This is a genomic window from Nonomuraea candida, assembly GCF_000725485.1.
Classification (GTDB): domain Bacteria; phylum Actinomycetota; class Actinomycetes; order Streptosporangiales; family Streptosporangiaceae; genus Nonomuraea; species Nonomuraea candida.
In genome coordinates this window covers 26,532-39,072 of the sequence record NZ_JOAG01000065.1, presented here as the reverse complement: position 1 = coordinate 39,072, position 12,541 = coordinate 26,532, and the positions used below count along the sequence as shown (strand labels likewise).

Annotated in this window: 9 protein-coding genes; 3 read left to right on the top strand and 6 right to left on the bottom strand. The window is 72.9% G+C overall.

Annotated elements, in window-relative coordinates; all coding sequences use genetic code 11:
- From IO39_RS40325 to IO39_RS56335, 4 genes are all read right to left on the bottom strand, one after another.
- Positions 1–2,373: glycoside hydrolase family 9 protein (locus IO39_RS40325; protein ID WP_052424000.1), on the bottom strand; the 2,373-nt coding region annotated here is incomplete at its 3' end.
- A gap of 223 nt (positions 2,374–2,596) precedes the next feature.
- Positions 2,597–4,153 carry a glycosyltransferase family 2 protein gene (locus IO39_RS40320; protein WP_063765439.1) on the bottom strand — a complete coding sequence of 519 codons (1,557 nt, stop codon included), beginning with the start codon at positions 4,151–4,153 and terminating at the stop codon, positions 2,597–2,599.
- Positions 4,153–6,420 (bottom strand): glycosyltransferase family protein, encoded by a 2,268-nt coding sequence (locus tag IO39_RS40315; protein ID WP_169789205.1) that lies wholly within the window; start codon positions 6,418–6,420, stop codon positions 4,153–4,155. Before IO39_RS40315 ends, IO39_RS40320 begins: the two co-directional genes overlap by 1 nt.
- Before the next feature lie 63 nt (positions 6,421–6,483).
- Positions 6,484–6,903 carry a GtrA family protein gene (locus tag IO39_RS56335; RefSeq protein ID WP_169789204.1) on the bottom strand — a complete coding sequence of 140 codons (420 nt, stop codon included), beginning with the start codon at positions 6,901–6,903 and terminating at the stop codon, positions 6,484–6,486.
- 394 nt (positions 6,904–7,297) lie between these two features.
- Between IO39_RS56335 and IO39_RS40305 the strand changes: the two genes are divergently transcribed.
- The 3 genes from IO39_RS40305 (at position 7,298) to IO39_RS40295 (ending at position 10,401) form a co-directional block, all read left to right on the top strand.
- On the top strand, positions 7,298–7,855 hold the full coding sequence (locus tag IO39_RS40305) for an RICIN domain-containing protein (protein ID WP_043635727.1): 558 nt from the start codon (positions 7,298–7,300) through the stop codon (positions 7,853–7,855).
- Between the two features lie 56 nt (positions 7,856–7,911).
- Positions 7,912–9,081, top strand: a complete 1,170-nt coding sequence (locus IO39_RS40300; protein ID WP_084774351.1) for a glycosyltransferase — start codon at positions 7,912–7,914, stop codon at positions 9,079–9,081.
- A 114-nt stretch (positions 9,082–9,195) separates the two neighbouring features.
- Complete coding sequence (locus IO39_RS40295; protein WP_043635724.1) at positions 9,196–10,401, top strand: PucR family transcriptional regulator; 1,206 nt, start codon at positions 9,196–9,198, stop codon at positions 10,399–10,401.
- Positions 10,402–10,503: 102 nt separating this feature from the next.
- On the opposite strand, the gene IO39_RS40290 is transcribed toward IO39_RS40295, so the two are convergent.
- Positions 10,504–11,352: an SGNH/GDSL hydrolase family protein gene (locus IO39_RS40290; RefSeq protein WP_052423996.1), complete on the bottom strand. Its 849-nt coding sequence runs from the start codon at positions 11,350–11,352 to the stop codon at positions 10,504–10,506.
- 33 nt (positions 11,353–11,385) lie between these two features.
- Positions 11,386–12,510, bottom strand: a complete 1,125-nt coding sequence (locus tag IO39_RS40285; protein ID WP_043635722.1) for an alkaline phosphatase PhoX — start codon at positions 12,508–12,510, stop codon at positions 11,386–11,388.
- Between the last annotated feature and the right edge of the window lie 31 nt (positions 12,511–12,541).

Sequence of the window (12,541 nt, the reverse complement as noted above, 5' to 3'; positions counted from 1 at the left end):
GCCCCAGGCGTGCCCGGCGCGCTGCCCGCTCGGGAACGACCAGCGCAGGCTCCAGCCTTCCAGGGTCTTGCCGCCGGTGTTCTCGATCGTGACCTGCGCGGTGAACCCGCCCGGCCACGCGCCGTGCGCCGAGTAGCGGACCCGGCAGTCGGCGCGCTCGCCCCGGTCGGCCAGGAACGCCGAGATCCAGGCCAGCGGCGCGTTCCAGTTGATGGTCAGCTCGTTCGTCGCCCAGGACTCGATGTCGTCGATGTAGCAGAACTGCGGCTCGCAGCCCCGCAGCAGCCGCTGCGCGACCGGGTCCTGGATGGCGGAGTTCGGGCCGCCCGCGAGCGTGCCGCGCGGCGGGTTGGGCAGCTCGGGGTCGAGCTGGCGGGCGTACCAGCGGCTGTGCTGGTTCTTCGAGGCCACCTCGCCGTAGCCGGTGACGTACGACTGGTTGAGCGCGTTGCGGCCCAGGACGTAGTCCATCGCCTCACGCACGGCCTCCCGGTACTTCTCCTGCCCGGTCAGGTCGAAGGCCGTGGCCATGACGATCGCGTTGTTGATGATCAGGTGGTTGGAGCCCCAGTCGAAGTCCGGCGGGTCGTACGGGATGCCGTACGGGTGTGCCCGCTGGATCGCCAGATACTTCTCGGCCCCCTCGACCACCGACTGCCGCACCCGCTCCCGGTCGGGCAGCGCGTTCGGCACGGTCGCCAGCTCCAGGCGGCCGAGCTGGGCGACGTTGCCCCAGTCGAAGCCGCGCTCGCGCCAGACGTCGCCGGTGTGGTGCGGAGAGGCCAGCACGAAGTCCCTGAACTCCTTCTCACCCGTCGTCAGGTACAGCTCGGCCGCCGCCCAGTAGAACTCGTCGCTCACGTCGGGGTCGCTGTAGGCGCCGCCGCCGACGCCGTCGGCCGGGTCGGCGTACTTCTCGGGGTTGGCCCTGGCCGCCGCCCACGCCTTGCGGGCCGCCTTGAGGTTCGTGGCGGCGAACTCGGCGTCGTACGGGGCGTACAGGCGGGCGGCCTGCGCGGCCGTGGCGGCCAGGTTGAGCGTGGCGGCCGTGGACGGCGGGTGCAGCTCGCGCGGCTGGGGGTCGAGGTGCGGCATCAGGGGCAGGCCGGTCCAGTTCCGGTCGTGGATCTTGTGGTGCGCCATGCCCGCGAACGGCTCGCCGTCCGGCACCTGCATGCTCAGCAGGAACTCCTGCTCCCAGCGGGCCTCGTCCAGGATGTCGGGCCTGCCGTTGCCGCTCTCGGGGATGTCGAGCCGGCCATCGGTGAAGGCCGCCTTGTCACGCTCGTACGTGGCCATGAGCTGGTGGACCGAGATGCCGCCGTTGACGACGTACTTGCCGTGGTCGCCGGCGTCGTACCAGCCGCCCTTGACGTTCAGCGTGTAGTCGCAGACGCCCGGCTGGCAGGGCACGTCCACGTCGCCCTGGTTCGGCGCGACGCCCACATGACCGGCCGGCCTGCCGTAGCCCGGCCGGAGGTCGTCGCGGATCTCGATGCCGCTGCGCTGGGTGTAGTAGAACTTCAGCGCGTCCGCCGGGAGCCGGTCGTACAGGTCGGCCGCGATGTCGAACGGCCGGCTCGTCTCGCCGTCCGCCGTCAGCGTGTAGCCCTCGCCCGGCTCGCGGAAGCCGCCGAAGTCGAGCGTGTGGACGTTCTGGCCCGAGCTGTCGTCCACACCCCTGGGGACGGTCTGGCCACTGGCCACCGTCTCCTTGCCGGCGTCCTTCAGCTCCCAGGCCAGCGGCTCGGTCGCGTCCGTGACGAGCGTGGCCCGCTTCGGGCCGGTGGGCAGGTAGCCCACCATGTTGACGCGCACGCGGGGGCCGGTGTCCGGCTCGTACTCCTCGGGCTCGGCGCCGCCCTTGAGCGACACGTCGTCCATGCAGAACCTCCAGGGTTCGGCGCTGCCGCCCAGCTGGAAGACCGCCTGCGCGTTCGGCAGCGACACGGGGGCGGTGAACGTGTAGGAGTAGGAGTTGCCCGAGACGCTCAGCTCGGGGTTGGCGGCGAAATACTGCGTCCAGGGGTCCACCGGGAGCTGGATCAGCGCCCTGCCGATCTTGGCCGGGGTCGCGGTGGCGAAGAACCTGTAGGCATACGTCTCGCCCGCCACCAGGGGGAGGTCGTTCTGGCCGATGATGACGTCCCACGGGTTGGCGGTGCCGCCGGGGATGTCGGCGCAGAGCCGGCCCTCGTCCACGGTGAGGGTGGTGTTGGCGGTGGCCCACCAGGGGGCGGTGCCGGAGTCGAAGGTGCCGTTGACGATCTGCTCGGGTCCCTCGTCGGCGGCGGCCTGCGCGGCCGTCGCGGTGGCGGGGGACAGGGCGACCATGGTGAGGAGGGCCAGTAAGGCGGCCCGGCATCGAGTCATGGAGGTCCTTGAGAAGGGGGGTTGGGAGCGCTCCCAAAACAGCGCGGACCCCGATCCTCCTTTCCCACCACCACCCCCGTCAACGCCTGCGCACCGTCCCCCTCATAAGACCGTGAAACTTTCACGCCCGCCCGCCGCCCACCTGACGGTTCGCCGGCCCGCCCGCCGCCCGCCAGGACGGTTCGCCGGTCCGCTACGCCCGCCCGGACGGTTCGCCGGTCGGCTACGGCCGGCTCAGCGCGGGCTCCAGGTCCTCCGCGTCCTTCGGGGCGGCGGCGCCGGGAGCGTCGACGAGGCCGTGCTCCGTCAGCTCCCAGAAGTGCCGCCGGCCGGGCCGCAGGAGCTGGAAGAGCGCCTTGTAGGCGGCCACGCTCATCAACGCCCAGTACAGCGGGACGGACAACATCGTGCGGACGGCGGGGAAGAGCCCGCGCTCCAGGCAGCCGGCCATCATGCAGTAGACCATCAGGAAGTTGCCGACGACCATGGCGGCGGCGCCGCAGTAGAGCCAGAGCGGCGGGAAGAGCGCCTGGACGTAGCGGGTGCCGGTGCACAGGTAGAGCACGGTGAGCGCCCAGAAGAACGGGTTGGCCAGGGTCGTGAGCGTGGGCAGCCCCATGGTGAGGTGAAAGGCGAGGGTGCGCCCGGTGCCGAGCTGCCGCCACAGCCGCAGCGGGTGACGCGTGTGGACGAGCCAGGTCTGCAGATAGCCCTTGATCCAGCGGCTGCGCTGCCGGATCCAGTTGCCCACGCGGCTGTTGGCCTCCTCTTCGGTCACCGAGACCATCATGCGCACGTCCCAGCCGCGCCGGGCGATGCGGATGCCCAGGTCGGCGTCCTCCGTGACGTTGTAGATGTCCCAGCCGCCCAGGGCCAGCAGCGCGTCGGCGCGGAAGTGGTTGGAGGTGCCGCCGAGGGGGATCGGCAGCCGGTACCGGTCGAGGCCGCGCAGCACCAGGCTGAAGTGGGCGGCGTACTCGGCGGCGAAGCAGCGGGTCAGCCAGTTGGTCCACGGGTTCCAGTACTGCAGCTCGGCCTGGACGCACACGACCCGGTCGGGCAGGGTCCGGAAGGCGTGCACGGCCTTGCGCAGCTGGTCGGGTTGCGGGCGGTCCTCGGCGTCGTAGACGACGACGAACTCGCCCCGGGCGCGGGCGAGCCCGACGTTGCAGGCCTTGGGCTTGGTACGCGGCGGGGACGGCGGGATGATCACGACCTCGAAGGGGGCGTCCAGGTCCGGCAGCGCCGCGCGCGTCTCGGCGTCGTCCTCCTCGATCAACAGCATGATCTGCAACGATTCGGGCGGATAGTCCAGTCCGGCCAGGTGGTCGAGCAGGGCCGGCAGCACCGCCGCCTCGCGGTGGAGGGGCACCAGGACGGTGTAGACCGGCAGTGCCGCGTGCTCCGTCCGGATGGCGTCCGCGTCCAGCGCGATGACCGCCGCGTCCCAGGCGCCCAGGATGACGGCGGTCCTGAAGACGAGCGCGGCGAGGTAGGCGGCGGTGACGGCCGCGACCGCCGCCTGGGCCCACCACAGCGGCGAGGGCCCCCAGCCGAAGGCCAGGTGCGCGACGAGCGCGAGCACGACCACGGCGGGCGCCAGGGCGGCGAGAGCCGCCTGCCTGCGGTCGAGCAGCCGCCGGGCGCTCAGCTCGTCGTCGAGGACGCCGATGCGCGGTGCGGGCCCGCCGCCGGTGGTGGCGGCGTCGCCGGCGGTGACGGACGGGCCGGCCTGCTCGTGGTGAGACGGGCCGGCCTGTTCGTGGTGAGGCCGCGTCATCAGGGTCGCCTCCGGTAGATGTGCTGGACCTCGTCCTGGTAGACCAGGGTGAAGTCGCGGGTCAGCGCGGGCAGGTCGCGGAGCGCGCGCCAGGTGCGGTCGTCGCGGCCGGCGAGGGTGCGCGCGTAGATCCAGCGGATCCCCTGGCCGGCCGGGTCCTTCAGCGCGCGGTCCCAGACGCGGAAGCTTCCCTCGTAGACGATGCGGCCCAGCGGTATGCGGGAGCCGAAGGTGACCGTCTCGTTGCCGTGGTTCTCCATCAGCAGGAGCCCCCCGTCATAGCCGCGGCGCAGCAGGTCCACGGCCCGGGCGACGGCGCGTTCGTCCCGTCCCGCGTGCCAGTTCATCGGCTCGGTGAGGGTGGCGGTGCCGGGCACCGCGAGGACCGTGGACAGGGCGCACCCGACGAGCACGCTCCGCTCCCAGCCGGCCCGGAAGCGGAAGCCGAACCAGGCGCCGAGCCGGGAGCCGAGCCGGGTGCCGAACCAGGTGCCGGAGCGGGCGCCGGACCGGGTGCGGAGGGGCGCCAGCGACAGCAGGTAGCCGGTGAAGACGGCGGCCGCCATGGCCATGACCAGCCCGAAGCGCACGTTGTAGAAGCTTCCGTGCACCTCGGGCACGTGCAGCGGACGCTGCCCCATGGTCAGCGCCTGGGCGAAGAACGGCACGAAGATCAGCAGGATGTAGGGCGCCGGCGCCTCGGCGCGCAGCCGGCGCCGCCAGGCATAGGCCAGCACGCCCGCCGCACCGGTGGCGAGGGTGAGGGCGCCGAGGTCGTGGAGCATCGCGTGGCCGTACGTTCTCCAGGCGACGGCCGGCGCGCCCACGTTGGCGTCGTCCGGCGAGACCCACAGCGACGGCTTGGCGTACTCGCCGGAGTGCCAGTACAACCAGTCGCCGAAGATCACCCGGCTCCAGAGCGCCCAGCCGACGATCCCGGCGAAGGCCGCCATGCCGAAGAAGATCAGGTGGGCCTCCACCCGGGCGAGGTCGCGCCGGCGGCGGAAGGAGACGTAGCCCACGACCGCCGTCATGGCCACGGCCAGCACCCAGCCCTCGTAGCGGGTCAGAGTGGCCAGCAGCGCCGCCGCCGAGGCGATCGCCAGCTGCGTGTGCCGCGCGGTGCGGCACCAGACGTGCAGGTGGTACACAGCCGCGGCGACGCACGCGAACAGCAGCAGCTCGGTCATCGGGGTGCTCTGCAGGTAGAGCACGTTGGGGTTGAGCGCGAACAGCCCGGCGGCGGTGATCCCGGCGGCCCGGGCCCGCGCGCCGCCCGTTCCCGCCATGTCCGTGGCGAGGCGGTAGAGATACCGCACGGCCACCACGTACGAGATCATCGAGATCAGTGCGCCGGCCAGGCCCGAGTAGAACAGGCCGTCGTGCCAGACGAAGGGCAGCACCAGCAGGTGCGGCAGCGGCGGCCAGACCCCGCCGAGCTGGGCCAGGCCCGGGGTCGGGCTGTCGATCACCCGGCGGGCGATGAGCAGGTGCGAGCCGCTGTCGTTGTAGGCCAGCACGGAGCCGAGGCGCCAGTGGTAGGCGAAGGCCAGAGCCGACAGGACCACGGCCGCCATGGTCAGGAGGGCGAGCGTCCGGTCCTCGGGCCGGAGCAGGCGCATGGCCGGGCTCCACGGCCGGCGTCCGGGCCGTAGCCGGGCCGGCGGGATCGAGAAGGCCCGCCGGGCGGGCGGGCCGTCCGGCGCCCGTTCGCCGTGATCCGTGAGCGGATGCTCCACCACCCGCAGGCGGTCCCGCGCGCATCCGGGCGCCGGCCCGTGCGGCTCCTCCAGCAGCCAGCGGTCGAAGAGCCGGTACGGGCAGGAGGGGCCGGGGTCGCGCAGGTCCGACAGCAACCGGCCGGGCGGCCCTCCCGTCAGGCGGGCCCGTGGCGCCGCCCGCCCGGCCCGCCCGATCACCACGTCCGCCCGCTCGTCGCGCTGCGCGCGCAGGAGCGCGGGCAGGTCGGCGGCGGGCGCCCGCTCGCCAGCGCCACCCGCTCCGACCAGCACGATTCTGCGCATCTCGGTACGTTCCAGCGCCGCCTGGACGCCGGCCGCGGCAGCGTCGGCCTCTCCCTCGTGCCGTACGGCGAGGAGCCGCCCGGGATGCCGGACGGTCAGCGTTTCCACGATCTCCGCCGTCCTGCCACAGCCATCGTGGACGATGACGATCCGGTGTTCGTGACCGGCCCGCGCCAGCGCCTCCAGAAGGTCCTCGGCCGCGCGCTCCAGATCGTGGGGCCGCGGGCCCGCGTGCATGATCACGGCGACGCCTTCCACGCCGATCCGCCGGACACCCGGTGGGAGATCGTGGGGCGGCATGCCGGCTCACCGCCCCCGCGTCGTGGCCGCGGGGCCCGTCGCCGGGACGTTCCGGACGGGCCGGCGGGCGCGCCGTCTCCGGCGGAAGATCCCCCGATCGCAGACGAGGTAGGTCAGCCCGGCTCCGCTCAGCACGCCGAGCAGCGCGGCCGGCAACGATCCGGCGAGCTCGTAGGCCGCGGTGAAGACGACGGTGTTGATCACCAGGGCCAGCAGGGCGGTGCCGTTGTAGGCGATCCACCGGCGCCGCAACGCCTCCATGGTGCGTTTCACCTTGCGGTCGCCCCAGGTCCAGCCGGAGCTGAGGAGGAAGTTCGCCTGCGCGGAAAGGAGGAATCCGGCGGCGTTGGCGGCCGGCCAGGGCACGCCGAGCGCGGCACACGTGGCGGCGCACCCGTATTGGAACGCGAAACACGCACTTCCCACGACACCGAATCGCAGTACGCGCACCATGGTATGAGTCATGCCTCTCCAAAGCTGCGGATCGGTGATGTTGCCGCTTGTCACCGCATAGGGGAAGAGAATCCGGCTTAACGTCCAGCTCGGCATGATTATCGCTCTTGCCGCAGATGGAAGGCTCGAAGCCGCTGCCCAAAGCCTGGCAAAGAGCCGTTTCGCCCAGATAGTCGGGTCCGATTTATCGGCAAACGTCATAACTAATATCGTCGTGTCGCGCAGCCCTGGGACACGAGCCGAAAAACTGGGCGAGCGTGCGTAACACTGCCCGTGTTCGTCGTTAGCATGTGCTCGCGACACAAAGCCATCAGGTAATTGAACTTACCGGGCGTCGTTCCGTTTATTCATGACAAAAGGAACCATCATGAGGTTGCGCACCACCATTCGCGCGGGCCGCAGGCGGCTGCTGACGGGCGGCGCCGTCACGGCGATCGTCCTGACCTCCGTCTCCGCGCCCGCCGCCGCCGTGGAGCCCGGCATCCTGTTCGGCGACGAGCTCCTGGAGATCCAGACGCACGCCGACAAGTGCTTCGACGTCGCCGGCGTCAGCGCCGAGGACCGGGCGCCGATCATCCAGTTCGGCTGCGACGACGAGTCGCACCAGCGCTTCCGCTTCCGCCGGCTGCCGGGCGGCGGCTTCAGGATCGAGACCTTCGCCGGCAAGTGCCTGGACGTGCAGCACCACAGCGCCGAGGACGGCGCGCCGATCATCCAGTACCGCTGCCACAGCGACCCCAACCAGCGCTTCCACCTGGAGCCGCTCAGCCGCGGCCGGGTCCACATCCGCACGTTCAGCGGCAAGTGCCTCGACGTCGGTGGCGCCACGCTGAACGACAACGCGCCCATCGTGCAGTTCCGCTGCTGGAACAACGCCAACCAGCGCTTCCGCCTGGTACGCCCCGGATCGATGTTCGGCATCTGACGCCGCGCCGACGGGGGGAAGACGCCATCAAGGGAGACATAGGCAACATGGCCGATATGCGAGCCGAATCCACAATCGTCGACGCCGCGGCCGGTCAGGCCAGTGTGGACATCGTCGTCCCGGTGCTCAACGAGGAGCGTGCCCTGGCGGGCTGCGTCCGGACGCTGATCGCCCATCTGCGCGCGTTTCCCCTGCCGTGGCGCATCACGATCGTCGACAACGGCAGCACCGACGGCACGTGGCGGATAGCCACGGAGCTGGCCGGCGAACTGGCCGGGGTGCACGCCCGCCGGCTGGACATCCGCGGCCGGGGCGCGGCGCTGCGAGCCGCCTGGCAGGACAGCCCGGCCGACATCGTCGCCTACATGGACGTGGACCTGTCCACCGACCTGGACGCGCTGTTCCCGCTGGTCGCCTCGGTGGCCAGCGGGCACTCCGAGATCGCGGTCGGCACCCGGCTCGCGCCCGGGGCACGCACCCGCCGGTCGCTGCGCCGCGAGATCATCTCACGCGGCTACAACCTGCTGCTGCGGCTCGGCTTCGGCGCCGGCTTCAGCGACGCCCAGTGCGGCTTCAAGGCGGCCAGGACCGCGGTGGTGCGCCCGCTGCTGGCCAGGGTCCGGGACGACGGGTGGTTCTTCGACACCGAGCTGCTGCTGCTCGCCGAGCACAACGGGCTGCGCGTGCACGAGGTACCCGTCGACTGGATCGAGGACGTCGACTCCCGGGTCCGCATCCTGCGCACCGCCCTCGACGATCTGCGAGGGCTGGCAAGAGTGGCCTGGTCGATGCTCCGGGGACGCGCCCGCGTCGCGGTCTCCCGGCCCGAGCCGACGCCCACCCATCCCGACGCCCGGCCCGCCCGCCCCCGCCGGGTGTCGTTGACCCCGCTCCTGGCCGGCGTTCTCGGCTGCCTGCTGTACACGCTGGCCTACCAGCCCCTGCGCCAGTCCTGGGCGCCGGCCGCCGCCAACCTCGGCGCGCTCGTCCTGGCCGGCCTGGCCCTCGGCGGCGTCCGCCGCGCCGCCGGTCAGTTGCAACTGGTCACCCGCTTCGGCCCGGTCTGCGCCCTGACCACCACCGCCGTGCTCGCCGTCCCCGTCACCGCCGGCCCCTACGCCGAGGCCGGCGCCGCCGTGGCCATGTGCTGCCTGATCACGCTGATCCGCCGGGTCACCGGCGGACGTGGCGCCCAGCCGAGTTCACCGGCTCTGCTGAGCAGGTGAACGCACGCCCCGAACAGCCCGCCGCCCGCTCACGCCCGCCGGCTCACAACCGGCCGCGGGCGGCGCAAGGGCGTGGGTCTTCACCGATTCGCGGTGATCTGGGAGGGTTCGAGCGTGGTACGCCCCCTCACCCTGGCCGGGTGCCCGCTGCACGAGCTGCTCGATCGGCAGATCCCCAAGCTGGCCGACCAGCTCGTACGGGGCTTCGCCGAGCGGATCCCCGTCTACCGGCGGCTGCCGCAGGAGGAGCTCGACGGGGACATCACGGCCATCACCCGGCACAACCTGCGCCTGATCTCCCGCGCCTTCCGCGACCGCCGGCCGCCGGGCCGGAGCGAGCTGGCGCCGCTGCGGGAGTCGGCGGCCCGGCGGGCCCAGGAGGGCGTGCCGGTCGAGGCGCTGCTGGCCGCCTACCACCTGGGGGCGCGCCTGGTGTGCGAGCAGCTGTTCGCCCAGGCGGAGCCGGACGACCTCGACGACGTGCTGGAGGCCAACCGCATCATCCTGCGCTACATGGAGGCCGCCACGGCCGCCGTCTGCACCGCGTACCTGGAGGAGCGGGAGAGCCAGCTCAGCCAGGAGCAGCACGCCATGCACGCCACCGTCTCCGCGCTGCTCGGCGGCGATCACGCGGCCCTGGCCGGGGTGCGGCTGGCCCCGCGCTACCTGGTGCTGGGCGTCGCGGCGGGCCGGCATCCCGACGAGGAGGGGCCGGGCGGGGCCGTCGCGGCGCGGCGCAAGCTCCACCGCATCAGGGCGGCGTTGCAGCGGCGCGCGGGCGGGCCGGTGCTGCCCGCGTTCGACGCGGCGGGCGGGCTGGTGCTGGTGCCGCTCCACGGGGGCGGGCCGGCCGGGGAGCCGGACGTGGAAGAGCTGGCCCGGGCGGCGGGGAAGGCGGCGGGGGCGCCCGTCTGGCTGGCCGCCGAGTGCGCGCCGCCGCAGGGGGTGCCGGCGGCGGCGCGGCTGGTGGAGGAGGTGCTGGAGGTGGTGCGGCTCTTCGAGCAGCCGCCGGGCGCCTACCGGCTGGCCGACGTGCTGCTCGAATACCAGCTCACCCGCTCCAGCCAGGCCACGGCGCTGCTCGCGGGACTGCTCGACCCGCTGCTCGACAACCCCGACCTGCTGCGTACGCTGACGGCGTACCTGGAGACGGGGCTCGACCGGCGGCGCACCGCCGAGCTGCTCCACGTGCACCCGAACACCGTCGACTACCGGCTGCGCAGGGCCGTCAGCCTGACCGGCCTGGACCCGATGGACCCGGCCCACCTGCAGCGCATCGGCGCCGCCCTGGCCGCCCGCCGACTCACCGGGCCCCGCTGACCGCGACCGCCTCCAGCCGCGCCGCCCCGAGCAGTGCTGACCCGAGCAGTGCCGACCCGGCCGGCCCCGCGCCGGGCCGGCCGGGTCCCCTCGCCGCGCCGGTTACGCGCCGCTGATCGCGGCGGTCACCGCCGTGGCGAAGCCACGCATGCCGCGGGCGTTCGGGTGGAACGGCGCCGCCGGCGAGGTGGGGATGTACGGCTCGATCCAGCGGGTGCCCGACGAGGCGCACGGGTCGTGGCCCACGCTCGGCGTCTGCAGGTCGATGAAGCCCACCCCGGCCGCCGCGGCCTGCTCGGCCAGCATCTGGTTGAAGTACATCAGCGTCGCCCTGATGTAGTTGGCGTCCGCGCGGATGATCGGCACCCGGGGGTAGCAGCCGTCGGGCCGGGCGTACGTGGCGTAGCCGACCACGAAGATCCGTGCCTGCGGGGCGCGGGCGCGGATGTCGGAGACCAGGGCCGTCAGGCGGGGGCGCAGGGCGTCGGTGTCGACGCGCCACTTGTCCCGGCCGTCCACGACGTAGTCGTCGTTGCAGGCGTCCCCGATGGGCGGGGGCAGCAGGTTCAGGCAGTCCTCGATGAAGCCGGTCAGGCCGACGTCGTTGGCGCCGATCTGCACCGTGACCAGGGTGGTGTCCGGGCTGAGGGCGTCGAGCTGGGGCGGCACGTCGCCGAGTTCGGTGCCCTGCGGGGCGTACATGTCCTCGGTCTGGGCGCCGGAGCAGGTCACGTCGCGGAACGCGGTCGCGTCGATGGCCTCGGCCACCAGGTGGGGGTAGTTGCGGTCGGAGCGCAGGCAGCCGAGGTGGACCTGGTTCGGCACCAGGGGGCCGGCGGCGGCCGAGTCGCCCAGCGCCACGTACACCTCGGCCTGCGCCGCGTGCGCCGGCGGGGCGAGCGAGAGGGCGAGCCAGGCCGCGGTGAGCAGGAGGAGCGTTCGCCGGAGCATGGGGGAACTCCTTCCGAGAGGGGTGGGGGTGCGTCAGCGGCGGAAGGGGCCGGTCACCTCGTAGGTGACGCCTCCGGTGCCGGCCGGCTCGCCGCTGGTGCCGCGCTGGGAGGAGAAGTAGAGCCGGGTGCCGTCGGGGGAGAAGGCGGGCCCGGTGATCTCGGACTCGGCGTGCCCGTCGAGGCGTACGACGGGGGCCACGACGCCGTCCGGCGTGATGATGTTGATCTCCATGTTGCCGCCGTCCTCGGCCACGTAGAGGTCGCCCTTCAGGCCGGTGATGTTGTCCACGCCGTCGAGCGTGCCCGTGCCGTCGTAGATCGCGGTCACGGTCTGCCGCGCCACGTCGTACGCCCAGACCTTGCGGTCGCCCTTCGCGGTGAAGTAGCAGACCCCGGCGGCGTAGTGGCAGCCCTCGCCGCCGTCGAAGTGCCGGGCGGCGGAGACCTGGTGCCTGGTCTGGCGCTCCAGCACGGCGGGCGACGGGTCGGGGACCGGGCGCCACTCCACGCTGTCGCCGCCGGCCCCGCACAGCACGTCGAGCCGGCCGCTGGACAGGTCGCCCCAGGTGGTGGGCGTGAAGCGGTAGAAGCAGCCGTCGCTCTCGTCCTCGGTCAGGTAGATCACCCGGTGGTCGGGGTCGCAGGCGGCGGCCTCGTGCTTGAAGCGGCCCATGGCGTTGCGGGGCTGCGCGGCGCGGACGCCGTACGGGTCGGTCTCGTAGACCCGGCCGCGGAAGATCTCCTCGCACGACAACCAGGTGTTCCAGGGCGTCGCGCCGCCCGCGCAGTTGAGGTTGGTGCCGCTGAGGATGCGGTACGCGCGCTCCACCGACCCGTCGGCCCGGAACTTGATCGCCGAGGCGCCGCCGACCAGCGGCACCTCCGAGTTGGACACGTAGATCCACCCGGCGCCGTCAGGGAAGCAGGCGCCGCCGTCGGGGGCCGGATGCCAGAGCGTGCCGCCGACGCTGCGGCCCGTCCTGGCCACGACCCGGCCGGTGAACCCGGCGGGCAGCGCCAGGCCGTTGGCGTCCGGCGCGCCGAGCGGCCCGTACGGGCTCGCCCCGGCCCGCACCGACGCCGCCGCCTCGTGCCACACCGCCCCCGAGAACGCCACCGACGCGGACACGGCTGTCAGGAAGGTGCGACGGCGCATGAGGGCTCTCCCGTGGTCGCGAGGGGATTCG

What these genes read in the sequence shown, in the direction of transcription:
- IO39_RS40320 (WP_063765439.1), bottom strand. Translation starts at nt 4,153, where the DNA reads ATGACGCGGCCTCACCACGAACAGGCCGGCCCGTCTCACCACGAGCAG.
- IO39_RS40305 (WP_043635727.1), top strand. Translation starts at nt 7,298, where the DNA reads ATGAGGTTGCGCACCACCATTCGCGCGGGCCGCAGGCGGCTGCTGACG.
- IO39_RS40300 (WP_084774351.1), top strand. Translation starts at nt 7,912, where the DNA reads ATGCGAGCCGAATCCACAATCGTCGACGCCGCGGCCGGTCAGGCCAGT.
- IO39_RS40290 (WP_052423996.1), bottom strand. Translation starts at nt 11,352, where the DNA reads ATGCTCCGGCGAACGCTCCTCCTGCTCACCGCGGCCTGGCTCGCCCTC.
- IO39_RS40285 (WP_043635722.1), bottom strand. Translation starts at nt 12,510, where the DNA reads ATGCGCCGTCGCACCTTCCTGACAGCCGTGTCCGCGTCGGTGGCGTTC.